This is a genomic window from Kitasatospora sp. HUAS MG31 (assembly GCF_040571325.1).
Taxonomy (GTDB): domain Bacteria; phylum Actinomycetota; class Actinomycetes; order Streptomycetales; family Streptomycetaceae; genus Kitasatospora; species Kitasatospora camelliae.
In genome coordinates, this window is record NZ_CP159872.1 from 4926941 (window position 1) to 4944475 (window position 17535).

General features: G+C 74.0%; 8 protein-coding genes and 1 pseudogene. 2 read left to right on the forward strand and 7 right to left on the reverse strand.

What is annotated here, in order from left to right:
- Nucleotides 1-133: 133 nt before the first annotated feature.
- Nucleotides 134-1837: a maltose alpha-D-glucosyltransferase gene (gene treS / locus ABWK59_RS22295; RefSeq protein ID WP_354642381.1), complete on the reverse strand. Its 1704-nt coding sequence runs from the start codon at nucleotides 1835-1837 to the stop codon at nucleotides 134-136.
- A complete protein-coding gene (locus ABWK59_RS22300) occupies nucleotides 1834-3789 on the reverse strand; it encodes an alpha-1,4-glucan--maltose-1-phosphate maltosyltransferase (protein WP_354645062.1) in 1956 nt (651 codons plus the stop codon). Before ABWK59_RS22300 ends, treS begins: the two co-directional genes overlap by 4 nt.
- A 1004-nt stretch (nucleotides 3790-4793) precedes the next feature.
- On the opposite strand from ABWK59_RS22300, the gene glgP reads away from it, so the two are divergent.
- A complete protein-coding gene (glgP, locus tag ABWK59_RS22305; protein WP_354642382.1) occupies nucleotides 4794-7481 on the forward strand; it encodes an alpha-glucan family phosphorylase in 2688 nt (895 codons plus the stop codon).
- Between the two features lie 18 nt (nucleotides 7482-7499).
- Here the strand turns inward: glgP and ABWK59_RS22310 are convergent, their stop codons facing one another.
- The 4 genes from ABWK59_RS22310 to ABWK59_RS22325 form a co-directional block, all read right to left on the reverse strand.
- A complete protein-coding gene (locus tag ABWK59_RS22310) occupies nucleotides 7500-9248 on the reverse strand; it encodes an ABC transporter ATP-binding protein (RefSeq protein WP_354642383.1) in 1749 nt (582 codons plus the stop codon).
- Entirely contained in the window at nucleotides 9245-11023 is a 1779-nt protein-coding gene (locus tag ABWK59_RS22315; protein WP_354642384.1) for an ABC transporter ATP-binding protein, read from the reverse strand. Before ABWK59_RS22315 ends, ABWK59_RS22310 begins: the two co-directional genes overlap by 4 nt.
- Nucleotides 11024-11086: 63 nt before the next feature.
- Nucleotides 11087-12931 carry an ABC transporter ATP-binding protein gene (locus ABWK59_RS22320; protein ID WP_354642385.1) on the reverse strand — a complete coding sequence of 615 codons (1845 nt, stop codon included), beginning with the start codon at nucleotides 12929-12931 and terminating at the stop codon, nucleotides 11087-11089.
- On the reverse strand, nucleotides 12928-14778 hold the full coding sequence (locus ABWK59_RS22325) for an ABC transporter ATP-binding protein (RefSeq protein WP_354642386.1): 1851 nt from the start codon (nucleotides 14776-14778) through the stop codon (nucleotides 12928-12930). The genes ABWK59_RS22320 and ABWK59_RS22325 overlap by 4 nt, the downstream gene beginning before the upstream one ends.
- A gap of 214 nt (nucleotides 14779-14992) precedes the next feature.
- Here ABWK59_RS22325 and ABWK59_RS22330 point away from each other — a divergent pair.
- Nucleotides 14993-15082: pseudogene (locus tag ABWK59_RS22330) on the forward strand (hypothetical protein); the annotation flags it as partial.
- 19 nt (nucleotides 15083-15101) lie between these two features.
- Here the strand turns inward: ABWK59_RS22330 and glgX are convergent.
- Nucleotides 15102-17393 carry a glycogen debranching protein GlgX gene (gene glgX / locus ABWK59_RS22335; RefSeq protein ID WP_354642387.1) on the reverse strand — a complete coding sequence of 764 codons (2292 nt, stop codon included), beginning with the start codon at nucleotides 17391-17393 and terminating at the stop codon, nucleotides 15102-15104.
- Nucleotides 17394-17535: the final 142 nt, after the last annotated feature.

Consider the following 17535-nt stretch of genomic DNA (forward strand, 5'->3'; position numbering starts at 1 on the left):
ATAGTGTGGGTGGCCGTTGGGCTGTTCTCCGTACGCGATGGTGCAGAGACCACCGGGGGCGCGGGGCCGAGCTCTCGCGCCCCCGGAGGGTGTGGTGCTGTGGGGCCTGGTGGATCGTTACTTCGGCCCCGGACTACTTCGATCCGGGACGTCGCAGCTGGAACCAGTAGAAGCCGTGACCGGCCAGCGTGAGCAGGTACGGCCACTCGCCGATGGACGGGAAGCGCACGCCGCCGATCAGCTCGACCGGGTACCGCCCCCCGTACCGCCGCAGGTCCAGTTCGGTCGGCTGCGCGAACCGCGAGAAGTTGTTCACGCACATGACCAGGTCGCCCTCGTACTCGCGCACGAAGGCCAGCACCGCGGGGTTGCTGGAGGGCAGCTCGGTGTAGCTGCCGAGGCCGAACGCGGGGTTGAGCTTGCGGATCTCGATCATGCGACGCGTCCAGTGCAGCAAGGAGCTCGAACTGCTCTGCTGCGCTTCGACGTTGGTCACCTGAAAGCCGTACACCGGATCCATGATGGGCGGCAGACTGAGCCTGCCCGGGTCCGCCGACGAGAAACCCGCGTTGCGGTCCGGCGTCCACTGCATGGGAGTGCGCACGCCGTCCCGGTCGCCGAGCCAGATGTTGTCGCCCATGCCGATCTCGTCGCCGTAGTACAGCACGGGCGAACCAGGCAGCGAGAGCAGCAGGGCCGTGAAGAGCTCGATCTGGTTGCGGTCGTTCTCCAGCAGCGGCGCGAGCCGCCGGCGGATGCCCACGTTGGCCCGCATCCGCGGGTCCTTCGCGTACTCCGCGTACATGTAGTCGCGCTCCTCGTCGGTGACCATCTCCAGGGTCAGCTCGTCGTGGTTGCGCAGGAAGATGCCCCACTGGCAGCCGCTCGGGATCTCCGGCGTCTTGGCGAGGATCTCGGAGACCGGGTACCGGGACTCCCGGCGGACCGCCATGAAGATCCGCGGCATCACCGGGAAGTGGAACGCCATGTGGCACTCGTCGCCGCCGGAGGCGAAGTCGCCGAAGTAGTCGACCACGTCCTCGGGCCACTGGTTGGCCTCGGCGAGCAGCACGGTGTCCGGGTAGTTGGCGTCGATCTCCTTGCGGAGTCGCCGGAGGAACTCGTGGGTCTCCGGCAGGTTCTCGCAGTTGGTGCCCTCGCGGGCGTAGAGGTACGGCACCGCGTCCAGCCGGAAGCCGTCGATGCCGAGGTCCAGCCAGAACCGCAGCGCCGCGACGACCTCCTCCTGCACCCGCGGGTTGTCGTAGTTGAGGTCCGGCTGGTGCGAGAAGAACCGGTGCCAGTAGTACTGCTTGCGGACCGGGTCGTACGTCCAGTTGGAGGTCTCGGTGTCGACGAAGATGATGCGGGCGTCCGGGTACTGCTTGTCGTCGTCGGCCCACATGTAGAAGTCGCCGTACGGGCCCTCGGGATCGCTCCGGGAGGCCTGGAACCACGGGTGCTGGTCGCTGGTGTGGTTGACCACGAAGTCGATGATCACCCGCATGCCCCGGGCGTGCGCCGCGTCCACGAACTCGACGAAGTCGGCCAGGTCGCCGAACTCCGGGAGGACCGCCTTGTAGTCCGCCACGTCGTACCCGCCGTCCCGGAGCGGGGACGAGAAGAACGGGGGCAGCCAGAGGCAGTCCACGCCCAGCCACTGGAGGTAGTCCAGCCTGGAGGTGAGCCCCTTGAGATCGCCGATGCCGTCGCCGTTGCTGTCCTGGAACGAGCGGACCAGGACCTCGTAGAAGACCGCGCGTTTGAACCACTCGGGATCGCGGTCCTTGGTGGGGGTGTCGGCGAAGGTGTCGGGCACGGGCTCGTTGACTGTCACAGAGAATTCCTCCGAACCGTGAGGAGGTGGGCCGGCCCGGAAGAGGGATCGAGCCGGACGTAGTTGTGCCGGCCCCAGGTGTAGGTGGCGCCGGTGAGCTCGTCGTGCACCGTCAGCGGGCCCGGGACGTCGAGGGTCACGGTGGCCTCCCGGACGTGGTGCGGGTCCAGGTTCACCACGCAGATCACGTGGTCCTCCACGCCGTCCTCGCTGGTCGCCGTCTTCGAGTAGGCGATGACCTGCTCGTTGTCGGTGGGGTGGAAGCGAAGGCCGCGCAGCTGCTGCAGCGAGGCGTGCCGGCGGCGCACCCGGTTCAGGGCGGTGAGCAGCGGGGCGAGGGTGTCCTGGCGGGACCAGTCGCGCGGCCGCAGCTCGTACTTCTCGGAGTGCAGGTACTCCTCCGAGCCGGGGTGGGCGGGCTCGTTCTCGTAGTGCTCGTAGCCCGCGTAGACCCCGTAGCTCGGGGCGAGGGTGGCGGCCAGGACCGCCCGGACCGCGAAGGCGGTCCGCCCCCCGTGCTGGAGGTACTCGTGCAGGATGTCCGGGGTGTTGGCGAAGAAGTTGGGCCGCATGTAGGCGGCCGCGTCACCGGTGAGCTCGGTGAGGTACTCGGTGAGCTCCTGCTTGGTGGTGCGCCAGGTGAAGTAGGTGTACGACTGGTGGAAGCCGATCTTCCCCAGGGTGTGCATCATCGCCGGGCGGGTGAAGGCCTCGGCGAGGAAGACCACGTCGGGGTCGGTCCTGGCGATGTCGGCGAGGACCTTCTCCCAGAAGCTGACCGGCTTGGTGTGCGGGTTGTCGACCCGGAAGATCCGCACCCCGTGCGCCATCCAGAAGCGCAGGATCCGGATGGTCTCCTTGACGATGCCGTCGAAGTCCTGGTCGAAGTTGACCGGGTAGATGTCCTGGTACTTCTTCGGCGGGTTCTCGGCGTAGGCGATGGTGCCGTCGGCGCGGTGGGTGAACCACTCGGGGTGCTTGTTCACCCAGGGGTGGTCGGGGGAGCACTGCAGGGCGAAGTCCAGGGCCACCTCCAGGCCCAGGCCCTCGGCCTCGGCGACGAAGTGGTCGAAGTCCTCGATGGTGCCGAGGTCCGGGTGGACCGCGTCGTGGCCGCCCTCGGGGGAGCCGATCGCCCAGGGCGAGCCGACGTCGTGCGGGCCGGCGGTCAGGCTGTTGTCCGGGCCCTTGCGGTAGGCCCGGCCGATCGGGTGGACCGGCGGCAGGTAGACCACGTCGAAGCCCATCGCGGCCACCGCGGGCAGCCGCTCGGCGGCGGTCCGCAGGGTGCCGGAGACCGGCGGCTGCACCCCGGTCGGGTCCACCACCGCGCCCTCGGAGCGTGGGAAGAACTCGTACCAGGCGCCGTACAGCGCGCGCTTGCGGTCCACTTGGAGGGGCAGCGGGCGGGAGGCGGAGACCAGTTCCCGCAGCGGGTACCGGACCAGCAGGTCGGTCACCTCGGGGGCGAGGGCGGCGGCGTAGCGGGTCAGCGGCGGCAGGCCGGTGTCGCGCAGCGCGTCCACCGCGGCCAGCACATGGGCCCGGCCCTCCTTCTTCGGCACCCCGGCGGCGGCGCGTTCGAGCAACTGCGCGCCCTCCTCCAGGACGAGCGCCGTGTCCATCCCGGCCGGGAGCTTCACCGCGGCGGCCTTGCGCCAGCTGGCGACCGGGTCGCTCCACGCCTCCACCAGGTACGACCAGCGGCCGGGGGCGGTCGGGGTGACGTACGCGCCCCAGCGGTCGGAGCCCTCGGACAGCTCGCGCATCGGCGTCCACGGGCCGGAGCGGCCGCGCGGGTCGCGCAGCACCACGTTGGCGTTGACCGCGTCGTGGCCCTCGCGGAACACGGTGGCGGTCACCAGGAAGGTCTCGCCGGCCACGGCCTTGGCCGGGCGGCGCCCGGCGTCCACGAGGGGGGCGACGTCCAGGACGGGGATGCGGCCGATCACGGTGGGGCTCTCTGTCGTCTTTCGAGCGGTGCTCTTGCGGGGGGTGGTGGACTTGCGCGGCGACGGGGACGCCCCGGCGGCCGTACCGCGCGGCGCGGCGGCCTTCGGCGCGGCGCCCTTGGCGGCCGCCCTCGGGCCGGCGGGTTTCGAGTCGGCGGACTTCGCTGCGGCGGCCCTCGCGCCGGTGGACTTCGCGCCGGTGGACGCGGTCCTGGCGGTCCGTCCGGCCCCGTCCGCGGCGGCCTTCCGGGAGCCGGCCGCCTTCCGCGGGGTGCGCGGGGCCGGCAGCGGCGGCTCCGTGGTTGACGGTGTGTCGGGTGCGTCCGTCGGCACCGTGGACTGGTCCCGCGTGTCGCCGTGCATGCCAAACTCCTGCCCGAGATCGGCGGCAGCTCCCGCGGGCCGGGGCGGCCGGGGGAGTACCGGGAAGGACTGCTGGAGGAAGGACGTGCGACCGGAAGCCTGCCCGCGCCGCCGACCCCGGCCACCCGCCCACCGGCCCGCGGGCGCGGGTCACGGCCCGACCGTTCGCGCGCGTCCCGGCGTGCGTCGCCCGGGGCACGCCCCGGAGTGACCCAACCCATCCGGAAACGACCGGCAGGGGGGTGAGGACACGCGTCATGGCCGCAGCTGGGGCCGAATGGGCTAAGGAGGATGAGGGTGCGTCGACGAGGACTGCTCCGGACGTGGCGCAGCGGGGGGCGCCAACCGGCTCGCACACCCCACGGCTCCAACGACCTTTCTGCATCCTCGCACCACGGGCAAGCCCTACGCGTGGGTAAGCGCGTGATTTCGGACGGTAGCCAGGGGCATATCAGACATCCGAAATGCAGCCGTTTCGAATCGTTCACGCGCCCCGGGCGCGCCCTTACCTGCGAATGCGCCCCCTTGCGCCCCCCGTCCGCCGATGCGCGCCCGATTCGATCTCATCACTAGTCCGAACGGGTGCCCAATGCGCTAGTTGACACCGGTTCAGGCGCACTCCGGGGTCTACTCTTCAAGCCGTGAAGGCAATCCGCAGATTCACCGTCCGCACTGTCCTGCCCGAACAACTGCAGCCACTGCACGAACTCGCGCTCAATCTCCGCTGGTCCTGGCACCCCGAGACGAGGGAGCTGTTCCGCTCCGTCGACCCGGAGGTCTGGGCCGCGGTCGGCGAGGATCCGGTGCGGCTGCTGGGCGAGGTCCCGGCCGCCCGGCTGGCCGCCCTCGCCGCCGACCGGCGCTTCCTGCGCAGACTCGGGGACCTGGCCGACGACCTGCGCGACTACCTGTCGGGTCCGCGCTGGTACCAGTCCGCCCTGCCGCCCGGGGACGGCTCCAGTCCGCTGCCCGCCGCGATCGCCTACTTCTCGCCCGAGTACGGCATCGCCGCCGCGCTCCCGCAGTACTCCGGCGGGCTCGGCATCCTGGCCGGCGACCACCTGAAGGCCGCCTCCGACCTCGGCGTCCCGGTCATCGGCGTCGGCCTGTTCTACCGGCACGGCTACTTCCGCCAGTCGCTCTCCCGGGACGGCTGGCAGCTGGAGCGGTACCCGCTGCTCGACCCGGACGAGCTGGCCGTCACCCTGCTGCGCGAGGCGGACGGCAGCCCCTGCCGGGTGGACGTGGCGCTGCCGGCCGGCCGCACCCTGGCCGCGCACGTCTGGCGCGCCCAGGTCGGCCGCGTCCCGCTGCTGCTGCTCGACTCCGACATCGAGTCCAACTCCGCCGCCGACCGCGACGTGACCGACCGGCTGTACGGCGGCGGCAGCGAGCACCGGCTGCTCCAGGAGATACTGCTGGGCATCGGCGGCGTCCGCGCCGTCCGGACCTACTGCCGGCTCACCGGGCACCCGGCGCCCGAGGTCTTCCACACCAACGAGGGCCACGCCGGCTTCCTCGGCCTGGAGCGGATCCGCGAGCTGTGCGCCGACCCGCAGGAGGGGCTGGACTTCGCCGCCGCCCTGGAGGCGGTGCGGGCCGGCACCCTGTTCACCACCCACACCCCCGTCCCGGCCGGCATCGACCGCTTCGACCGCGACCTGGTCGCCCGGCACTTCGGCGGCGACGCCTCGCTGCCCGGCGTCCCGGTCGAGCAGGTGCTGGCCCTGGGCGCGGAGAGCTGGCTGGGCGGCGACCCCAAGCTGTTCAACATGGCCGCGATGGGCCTGCGCCTGGCCCAGCGCGCCAACGGCGTCTCCACCCTGCACGGCGAGGTCAGCCGGGCCATGTTCAGCGGCCTGTGGCCCGGTTTCGACGCCGCCGAGGTGCCGATCACCTCGGTCACCAACGGCGTGCACGCCCCGACCTGGATCGACCCCGCGGTGGTCCGGCTCGGCGCCGGCGAGATCGGCCTGGAGCGCGCCGAGGACGCCATGACCACCGGCGAATCCAAGCGCTGGACCGGCCTGGAGCGGATCGGCAACGCCGACGTCTGGGAGCTGCGCCGCACCCTGCGCGCCCAGCTGGTGGACGAGGCCCGCACCCGGCTGCGCGCCTCCTGGCGCCAGCGCGGCGCCGGCGACGCCGAGTTGGGCTGGGTCTCCGCGGTCCTGGACCCGGACGTGCTCACCATCGGCTTCGCCCGCCGGGTCCCCTCGTACAAGCGGCTCACCCTGATGCTGCGGGACCAGGCGCGGCTGCGGTCGCTGCTGCTGCACCCGACCCGGCCGGTGCAGATCGTGGTCGCAGGCAAGGCCCACCCGGCGGACGACGGCGGCAAGCGGCTGATCCAGCAGCTGGTGGCGTTCGCCGACGACCCGGCGGTCCGGCACCGGATCGTGTTCCTGCCCGACTACGACATGGCGATGGCCAAGCACCTGTACCCCGGGTGCGACGTCTGGCTGAACAACCCGCTCCGGCCGCTGGAGGCCTGCGGCACCTCCGGGATGAAGGCGGCGCTCAACGGCTGCCTCAACCTGTCCATCCTGGACGGCTGGTGGGACGAGTGGCACGACGGCCAGAACGGCTGGGCCATCCCGACCGCCGAGACCTCCGGCCTCGGCCGCCTGGACCCGGACAGCGTCGAGGCCGAGCGCCGGGACGACATCGAGGCCGCCGCGCTGTACGACCTGATCGAGCACCAGGTCGCCGCCCGGTTCTACGACCGGGGCGCGGACGGGCTGCCGCACCGCTGGATCGCGATGGTCCGGCACACCCTGGTGACCCTCGGGCCCAAGGTGCTGGCGGGCCGGATGGTGCGCGAGTACGTGGAGCGGCTGTACGCGCCCGCGGCCGCCGCGCAGCGCGAGCTGGCCGCCCCGGCGGCCGGGACGGCCTACGCGGGGGCCCGGGAGCTGGCCGCCTGGAAGGCCCGGGTCCGCGAGGCCTGGCCGTCCGTCCGGGTGGAGCACGTCGAGGCCGACGGCCCGGCGGAGGCCCAGGAGCTGGGCAGCGCGCTGGAGCTGCGGGTGCAGGTCTCGCTGGGCCCGCTGGACCCCACCGACGTGGAGGTCCAGGTCGTCTCCGGCCGGGTGGACGAGGCGGACGGCATCTCGGACGCCTGCGTGCACGCCCTCAAGCCGACCGGCGGTCCCGACCTCGACGGGCGGCAGCGCTACGAGGGCTCGCTGGAGCTCTGCCGCACCGGGCCGTTCGGCTACACCGTCCGGGTGCTTCCGGCCCATCCGCTGCTGGCCTCCCCGGCCGAGCTGGGCCTGGTCGCCCTGCCGGCCGAGGCCGCCGGGATGGACGCCGGGATCCTCCGGTAGCGGTACCGGGCGCGGCGGTCAGCCGTGCCAGGTGGCCCAGAGGGCGGCGTACGGCCCGCCGCCCTCGACCAGCTCGTGGTGGGCGCCCAGCTCGGTGAGCCGGCCGCCCTCCATGACCGCGACCCGGTCGGCGTCGTGGGCGGTGTGCAGGCGGTGGGCGACGGCGATCACCGTCCGCCCCTGGAGCACGGCGGCCAGGGCCCGTTCGGTGGCCCGGGCCGCCCGCGGGTCGAGCAGCGCGGTGGCCTCGTCGAGGATCACCGTGTGCGGGTCGGCCAGCACCACCCGGGCCAGCGCGAGCTGCTGGGCCTGGGCGCCGTCCAGGGGATGACCGCCCGTCCCCACCTCGGTGTCCAGGCCCTCGGGCAGCTCGTGGTCCCAGCCGACGGCGGCCAGCGCGGCGGCCAGGTCGCGGTCGTCCGCGCCCGGGGCGGCGATCCGCAGGTTGTCGCGGACGGTGCCGAGGAAGACGTGGTGCTCCTGGGTGACCAGGACGACCTGGCGGCGCAGGCGCTCGGGCGGCAGGTCGGCGACCGGCACCCGGCCGACCGTCACCGTCCCCTCCCGTGGCCGGTCGGCGCCGGCCAGCAGCCGGCTGAGCGTGGACTTCCCGGAGCCGGAGGGGCCGACCACCGCCAGCCGCTCGCCCGGACGGACCGTCAGGTCCACCCCGTGCAGCACGTCCTCGCCCCCCGCGTAGGCGTACCGGGCGGCCGCCACCTCGATCCGGTCGTCCGCGGGCTCGACCGCGGCCGCGCCGGTGGCGGCCCCGGCCGTCGTCGCAGCCAGCCCCTCCACCCGGGCCAGTGAGGCTCCGCTGCTCTGGAACTGCTCGGCCCAGATCACCAGGGTGTCCAGCGGCTCGGCGAGCTGCCGCAGGTACAGCGCGGCGGACACCACCGCGCCCAGCCCCACCGCGCCACGGGCGTGCAGCGCCGCCCCGGCCAGCAGCACGGCCACCACCGGCACCACGTAGGCGACCTCGACCAGCGGGAAGTACACGCTGCGCAGGAAGAGCGTCCTCAGCCGGGTGCGGCGGCACTCGGCGACCGCGGTCTCGGTGGCGGCGATCCGGCGGCGCTGGAGGCCGAGCGCCTCGACGGTCCGGGCGCCGGCGGCGGTGGCCGAGAGGACCTCGGCCAGGGCCGAGGTGGCCGCGCCCTCGGCGAGGTACGCGTCCCGGGCGCGGCGCAGGTACCAGCGGGTGGAGAGCTGGATGCCGGCCAGCCCGAGCAGGCCGCAGGCGCCCAGCAGCGGGCTGAGCGCGACCACCGCGCCGAGCAGGAACAGGCACTGCAGCAGGGCGATGAACACCGCCGGGGAGGCGTCCCGCAGGGCGGTGGCCACGGCCGCCACGTCCGTGGTGCCCCGGGCCGTCAGGTCGCCGCCGCCGGCCCGCTCGACGGTCTGCACCGGCAGCGCGAGCGCACGGTCGACCAGCCGCTCGCGGACCCGGGCCGCGGCCCGCTCGCCGAACCGGTGGCCCAGGTACCGAGCCTGGCGGGTGAGCAGGATCTGCACCACCGAGCAGAACACGATGGCCAGCGCCAGCCGGTCCACCGCGGCCACCCCGTCGCCGGCCGCGACCTCGTCGACGATCCGGCCGAGCAGCCAGGGGCCGCCCAGCGCGGCGACGGCGGCCAGCGCGTTCAGCCCGAGGACGGCGGCGAACGCCCGCCGGTCGTGCCGGACCAGGTCGACCACGGCCCGGCGGACCTCACGCGGGCTCGCCACCGGGAGCTGCCCGGCGGCCTCGGGGGTGCTCATCGCAGGGCCTCCTCGGCGGGACGGGCGGGAGCGGGCGAAGGATCCCCGGAAGGATCGTCGGCGTCCTGGCCGCGGGCGACCAGGGCCCGGTAGCCGGGCTGCTCCCGGAGCAGGTCGCGGTGGCGGCCGGTGGCGGCGACCCGTCCGTCGGCCAGGAAGCAGACCGTGTCCGCGAGGTCGAGCAGCAGCGGCGAGGTGCTGGTGACCAGGGTGGTCCGGCCGAGCCGGGCGGTGCGCAGCCCGGCGGCCATCGCGGCCTCGGTGTGCGCGTCGACCGCCGAGGTGGGCTCCACCGCCAGCAGTACCTCGGGCTCGGCCAGCAGCGCCCGGGCGAGGCGCAGCCGCTGCCGCTGCCCGCCGGAGAGGTTGCGGCCCTCGGTCAGGAGGACCGAGTCCAGCCCGTGCGGCAGCCCGCGCAGCACGTCCAGGGCGGCGGCCGCCTCCAGCGCGGCCAGCAACTCGGCGTCCGCGCGCTCGTGGCGGCCGGAGAGCAGCTCGCGCAGGGTGCCGGCGAACAGCGCGGCCTCGTTGTCCGCGACCACGATCCGCTCGCGCAGCCGCGCCCGGTCCACCGCGTCCAGCCGGACCGGGCCCCAGACTGCCGGGGAGCCGGTGAACCGGCCGAGCCGTTCCACCACCGCGGCGGCCTCCGCGCTCCGGACGGCGGCCAGCACGGTGAACGCGCCCGGGGCCAGGGTGAGGCCGGAGACCGGGTCGTGCAGGGCGGCGGGCCCCTCGGGCGGCTCGGCCGTCCCCTCGGCGTCCTCCCGGTCCGCAGTCTCCTCGGCCGGCTCCAGGGCCAGGAACCGGACCACCCGGTCGGCGGAGACCAGCCCGCGGCTGATGTCCTGGCCGCACTGCACGAAGAAGTACACCGGGAGGACCAGCACCGCGACGTACCCGTAGACCGAGACCAGCTGGCCGACGGTGATCTGGCCCTGGGCGGCCAGCCGGGCGGCGGGCCACAGGACCGCGGCCAGCACCAGCACCGGCAGGCCCGCGCCGACCGCCTGCAGCCAGCTGGTGACCGCGCCGACCCGGTAGCCGTCCTCGCGCAGCCGGCGGGAGTCGCGGCGGTAGCGCTCGGCGAACTCCTCCTTGCCGCCCAGCCCGTTCAGCACCCGCAGCCCGCCCACCAGGTCCTCGAACCGGGCGGCCAGCGCGCCCTGCCGCTGCCGGTACTCGGCCTCGACCCCGCGCAGCCGGCCGAACAGCGGCCCGACCAGCACCCCCGCCAGCGGTACGCCGAGCAGCACCACGGCCGCCAGCAGCGCCGACATCCGCAGCAGCTGACCGGCCACCACCAGGTACGCCATCACGGCGCCGAAGCCCGGGCCGACCACGGTCAGGGTCATGGCGATCCGAGCCACGTCGGTGATCCCGATGGTGACCACCTCGCCCGCGCCCGCCTGCCGGGGCAGCTCGGCGCCCAGCCGGACGGCCTGACGGACCACCACCCGGACCGTCCGGAAGTGGGCGTCCATCCGGATCCTGGTCATGGTGCGGTGCCGCAGCGATCCGACCAGGGCGGTCACCACCCCGAGGCCGAGCATGGCGGCGGCCCAGCCGGCCAGCACCCCGGGCCGGTGGGCCAGCAGGCCGTCGTCCACCGCCCGGGAGAGCAGGTACGGCGGCAGGGTCATGCCGACCATCCAGAGGGTGCCGAGCAGCGCCCCGGCGGCGCTCCTGCGGGGCTGGCTGACCACCAGCCACCACAGGTACCGCCGGGCGCTCCGGCTGTCGGGTCGGCCCGGATCGGCACCCGGACTGGTCATGCGCTGCACCTCGCGGGTGGGGGGGACTGGGGCAAGCAGGGCAGGAGCAGGGCGGGGCAGGGGTCAGACCAGGCTGTCGCGCCAGGTCCGGTGCAGGGTGGCGAACCGGCCGGTGCCGGACACCAGGTCGGCGGGGGTGCCGTCCTCGACGATCCGGCCCTGGTCCATCACCAGGACCCGGTCGGCGATCTCCACCGTGGACAGCCGGTGGGCGATGATCACGGCGGTCCGGCCGGCCAGGACGGTCCGCATGGCCCGCTGCACCGCCTGCTCGCCCGGCACGTCCAGGGAGGAGGTGGCCTCGTCCAGGATCAGCACCGCCGGGTCCGCCAGCAGCGCCCGGGCGAAGGCCACCAGCTGCCGCTGGCCGGCCGAGATCCGGCCGCCGCGCTTGCGGACGTCGGTGTCGTAGCCGTTCGGCAGGGCGGCGACGAACTCGTGCGCGCCGATGGCCTTCGCGGCCGCCTCCACCTCCTCGCGGGTGGCGTCCGGGCGGCCGATGGCGATGTTCTCGGCGACCGTGCCGGAGAACAGGAAGGACTCCTGGGTCACCATCACCACGTTCCGCCGCAGCTCGGCGGTGGACAGGTCGCACAGGTCCACGCCGTCCAGCCGGACCCGGCCCTCGGTCGGGTCGTAGAACCGGGCCAGCAGCTTGGCCAGGGTGGACTTGCCCGCGCCGGTCGCGCCGACCACGGCGCAGGTCCGCCCGGCCGGGAGCACCAGGTCGAAGGCGGGCAGCACCTCCTTGCCGTTGCGGTAGGCGAAGCGGACGCCGTCGAAGGCCACCTCGCGGCCCCGGGCCCGCTGTCCGCCGGGCACCGGCGGCAGCCCGTGCGGGGTGGCCGGCTCGGGGACGCTGGGCTCGTGGGCCAGCAGGCCGGCCATCTTCTCCAGGGCGGCCGCGGCCGACTGGTAGCTGTTGAGGAACATCGCCAGCTGGTCGATCGGGTCGTACAGTCGCCGCAGGTAGAGCACGGCGGCGGTCAGCACGCCCAGCTCCAGCGAGCCGTCGGTGACCAGGAACGCGCCCAGCACCACCACCGCGGTGATCCAGGTGTTCGCGGTCGCCCGGGAGAGGCCGACGTACCGGGCCATCTCCAGCAGGCCGTCCGCGGTGGCGGCGGCGGACTGCCGGTTGACCGTTCCGAACGCCTCGTCGTTGGCCTTCTCCCGGCGGAACGCCTGCACCGGCCGGATGCCGTTCATGGTCTCGGTGAACCGGACGATCACCGCCGCGACCGCCGTCCGGGACCGCCGGTAGACCCGCAGCGAGCGGCGCCGGAACGACCGCACGATCAGGTACATCGGCAGGAAGGAGACCACCGAGGCCAGGCCCAGGCGCCAGTCCATCACCAGCAGGACCACCGAGATGTACGTGACCGACAGGGCCACCGCCAGCAGCTCCTGGAGGCCCTCGGAGAGCAGCTCGCGCAGCGCGTCCACGTCGCTGGTGGCCCGGGAGATGATCCGGCCCGAGGTGTACCGCTCGTGGAAGTCCAGGCTGAGCCGCTGGGCGTGCCGGAAGATCCGGCCGCGCAGGTCCAGCAGGATGTCCTGGTTGATCCGGCCGCTGAGCCGGATGAAGGACCGCTGCAGCACGGTGGAGAGCAGGGCGCAGCCCAGGTACGCGGCGATCACCGCGATCAGCGGGCCGGCCCGGTGGTCGCGCAGCGCCGGGATGCCCCGGTCGATGGCGACCGCGACCAGCAGCGGGCCGGACTGCAGGGCCGCCTGCTGGACCAGGATCACCAGCATCGCCAGGGCGATCCGGCCCCGGTACGGGCCGAGCAGCTGCCCGAGCAGGGCGCGGGCCGCGCCCGGCGGGACGGGGATGTCCTCCTCCTCGGACTCCTTCGGCAGCTCCTCGTCGAGGTCCTCTGCGGGTTCGAGGGTGGTGGTGGTCATCGGGCGAGGCTCCCTTCCGGCTCGGGGGCGGCCTCGCCGGACATCAGCGCGCGGTAGGCCGGGGAGCTCCTCAGCAGCTCCTGGTGGGTGCCGACGGCGGCGATCCGGCCGTCGGCGAGGAGGGCGACCCGGTCGGCGAGCAGCACGGTGCTCGGCCGGTGGGCCACGATCAGCGCGGTGGTGCCGACGAGCACCTCGCGCAGCGCCTGCTCGACCAGCGCCTCGGTGTGCACGTCCAGCGCGGACAGCGGGTCGTCCAGGACCAGGAAGCGCGGGTCGCCGACCACGGCCCGGGCCAGCGCCAGGCGCTGCCGCTGCCCGCCGGACAGACTCAGGCCCTGCTCGCCGACCTGGGTCCCGACGCCGGCCGGCAGCTTCTCGACGAAGCCCGCCTGGGCGGTGGCCAGGGCGGTGGCGAGCTGCTCCTCGGACGCCCCGGGGGCGCCCATCAGCACGTTCTCGCGGACCGAGGCGGAGAACAGGGTCGGCTCCTCGAAGGCGACCGCGACCAGCCGGCGCAGCCGCTCCCGGGGGATGTCCCGGATGTCGGTGCCGTCCAGGGTGATCGAGCCGCCGGTGGCCTCGTACAGCCGGGGCAGCAGGGCGGTGAGGGTGGTCTTGCCGCAGCCGGTGGTGCCGACCAGGGCCATGGTCTCGCCGGGCCGCACGTGCAGGTCGATCCCGGCCAGCAGGTCGGGGGTGTCGGCGGGGGCGTCCGGGTAGCGGAACCGCACGCCGGTGAACCGGATGCCCTGCTCGGTGCGGGCGGGGGTACCCGAGGGCTCGTCGCGCTCCTCGGGCTCGTCCATCACCTCGAAGTAGCGGTCGGTGGCGGTGGCGGCCTCGTTGGAGAAGGCGAGCAGCCAGCCCAGCGACTCCACCGGCCAGCGCAGGGCGAGCGCGGTGGACAGGAAGGCGACCAGGGTGCCGGCCGACAGGTGGTCGTCGGCGACCCGGACCGCGCCGACCGCCAGCGCGCAGCCGAGCGCCAGCTCGGGCAGGCCGACGATGACCGCCCAGAGGTTGGCCAGCATGTCCGCCTTGCGCAGCTCGGTGCCGCGCAGCTCGCGGCTGCGGGCGCGGAACTCCTCGGACATCGCCCGGTGCCGGCCGAACGCCTTGAGGATGCGGATGCCGAGCACCGACTCCTCGACCACGGTGGCCAGGTCGCCGTTCTGGTCCTGGGCGAGCCGGGCGGCCAGGGCGTAGCGCTGCTCGAAGTAGCGGGTGAGCACCGTCAGCGGCGCGGCCGGCACCAGGGTGATCAGCGCCAGGCGCCAGTCCAGGGTGAACATCAGCGCCGTGCCGGTCACGAAGACCATCGAGTTGACGATCAGGAAGACCAGCGGGAACGCCAGGAAGAGCCGCATCAGGAACATGTCCGAGGTGGCCCGGGAGAGCAACTGGCCGGAGGGCCAGCGGTCGTGGAAGGAGACCGGCAGCCGCTGCAGCTTGGCGAAGAGGTCGCCGCGCATGGCGGTCTCCACCTTGGCGAGCGGGCGGGCCACGACCACCCGGCGGGTGTAGAACAGGCCGGCCTCGGCCAGCCCGAGCACCAGCAGCAGCCCGGCGAGCGGCCAGAGCGCGCCCAGGTCGCGGTCGGCGATCGGGCCGTCGACGATCCGGCGGAGCACCACCGGGACGGCCAGCACGCTCAGGGAGGCCAGGCCCGCCGCGGCCACCGAGCCGGCGATCCGCCAGCGGGCCACCCTGGCGTACGGCCACAGGCGCAGCAGTGACCGCACCGCCGAATGGCGGCGCGGTGGGGACGGTGTGCCGGAGCCGTCGGTGGACGCCTCCTCGGGTCCCGCGGGGGTGGGCGGGGCGGGGTTCTGGTTCTCGGCCATCGCCGAGAGGGTAGGTCGCGGACTGACATTTCTCACCTGGTTTTACGCCCCTGTCCGCGGGATCCGGCCACCCCGCGGCGGGGCGCGGACGACCGTCCCGGGGTGTGCGAACCAATCGCCGCGCCCCGGTCCGCCCCCCGCGCCTCTTGCGTACCCCTGGTCGCCCTGCGCTTGCATGATCACGCAAAGAGTGATCATCCGATGCCGCGAGCTCGGCGAGGCCGAGATCCGGATGTCGGCCGGCCACGAGGGCGAGTACCGGCTGCCCGGCGCCTTCGTCGACTACGTGCTCACGCCCCGCGAGGCGCTGCGCGAGCGCCGGCTCAGGCAGGCGCTCGCAGCAGCTGGAGCGAGCGCCCGACCAGGGTGACGGCCCCGGACACCCGCCGACCCGGGGCGGGCGGCTCCTGTTCGGCGGTGTCCACCACGGACTCGTACCAGGCCGGCCAGGGCTCGCCGGGCAGGGTGAAGACCACCGGCTCGTGGCCGCCGTTGAGCAGCAGCAGGAAGCTGTCGTCCCGGACCGGCCGGCCCCGCTGGTCGCGCTCGGACATCGCACTGCCGGAGAGCAGCATGCCGAGCACCGCCGTCGGGGTGAACCAGTCGGCCTCGGTCATCTCCTTGCCGCGCGGGCCGAACCAGGCGAGGTCCCGCTGCCCGGCCGGTCCGGCCGTCCGGCCGGAGAAGAACGCCCGCTGCCGCAGCACCGGGTGGCGCCGCCGCAGCCCGACCAGCCGGGAGGTCAGCTCGGACAACGAGCGCCACTCGGGCTCCTCCAGCAGCGACCAGTCCACCCAGCCGGTGTCGTTGTCCTGGCAGTAGGCGTTGTTGTTGCCGCCCTGGGTGCGGCCCAGCTCGTCCCCGGCGGTCAGCATCGGGACGCCGGTGGACAGCAGCAGGGTGGCCAGCAGGTTCCGCAGCTGGCGCCCGCGCAGCCGGCGCACCTGCGGGTCCGCGCTCTCGCCCTCCGCGCCGCAGTTCCACGACCGGTTGTCGTCGGTGCCGTCCCGGTTGTCCTCGCCGTTGGCCTCGTTGTGCTTGTGGTTGTACGACACCAGGTCGCGCAGGGTGAAGCCGTCGTGCGCGGTGACGAAGTTCACCGAGGCGTACGGCCGGCGGCCGCCGCGCTGGTACAGGTCGGAGGAGCCGGACAGCCGGTAGCCCAGCTCGCGGACGTCCGGCCGGGCGCCGCGCCAGAAGTCCCGGACGGTGTCCCGGTACTTGTCGTTCCACTCGGCCCACAGCGGCGGGAAGCCGCCCACCTGGTAGCCGCCCGGGCCGACGTCCCAGGGCTCGGCGATCAGCTTCACCCGGCTGAGCAGCGGGTCCTGGGAGACCGCGGCCAGGAACGGGTGGTGCATCTCCACCCCGTCGCTGCCCCGGGCCAGCGCCGCGGCCAGGTCGAAGCGGAAGCCGTCCACGCCCATCTCGGTCACCCAGTAGCGCAGCGAGTCGGTGACCAGCCGGACCACCTGGGGCTGCCGGGTGTCCAGGGTGTTGCCGCAGCCGGTGTAGTCGGCGTAGCCGCGGCGGGAGCGGTCCAGCCGGTAGTAGCCGCCGTTGTCGATCCCGCGGAAGGACAGCGCCGGCCCCATCACCCCGCCCTCGGCGCTGTGGTTGTAGACCACGTCGAGGATCACCTCGATGCCGGCCGCGTGCAGCGCCCGCACCATCCGCTTGAACTCGCCGACCTGCTGGCCGCGGCTGCCCGAGGAGGAGTAGCCCGCGTGCGGGGCGAAGTAGCCGAGGGTGTTGTAGCCCCAGTAGTTGGTCAGCCCGCGGTGCTGCAGGTGGTCCTCGCTGACGTGGTGGTGCACCGGCAGCAGCTCCACCGCGGTGACGCCCAGTCCGACCAGGTGCTCGACCGCCGCGGGGTGGGCCAGCCCGGCATAGGTGCCGCGCAGCTCGGGCGGGACGCCCGGGTGCCGCATGGTGAAGCCCTTGACGTGCACCTCGTACAGCACGGTCTCGGCCCAGGGGGTCTTCGGGCGCTGGTCGTCGTACCAGTCGTCGTCGTCGTGGACCACCACCGCCTTGGGCACGTACGGCGCCGAGTCCCGGTTGTCCCGGACGGTGTCGGCGACGTCCCGCTCGGGCCAGCCGCGGACCGCCGTGCAGACCGCGTCGTCCGCGGTGTACCGCCCGTCGATCGCCCGGGCGTACGGGTCGAGCAGCAGCTTGGCCGGGTTCCAGCGGGCGCCGGTCCACGGGTCCCAGCGGCCGTGCACCCGGTAGCCGTACCGGGTGCCGGGGAGGACGCCGGGGAGGTGGCCGTGCCAGATCTGGAAGTCCTGCTCGGGGAGCGGGTGTCTGCTCTCCCCGCCCTCCTCGTCGAAGAGACAGAGCTCCACGGCCTCGGCGCCGGGGGCCCAGAGCGCGAAGTTGGTGCCCCGGCCGCTCTCGGGCCCGGGCCGGAACCGGGCGCCGAGCGGCGTCCAGCTGCCCGGCCAGGCCGGTGGTTCCACGGCCTGCCCGGCCGCGGGCCCGGCCGGGCGCGCCGCCGTCGGTCCGGCCGCCGGTTCCGCCGGACGGGGGGCGGAGCCGTTCGGCCGGGCCGTCGGCTCCCGCCGCGCGTCCCGGGGCGCACCCGTTCCCAGCTCCTGCCACGCCGTCATGGAGCACCCTCCCAGTGCGGGGGGTCCGGTCCCCGCCTCCCTCTTGTTCCCTGATCGGAAGCCGTCGTCACGTGGTGGCCCGTCCTGTGACCGACTGTGAACGATCCCGGGCCGGGCGGCCACGCGGCGGCGTCCGCTGAAT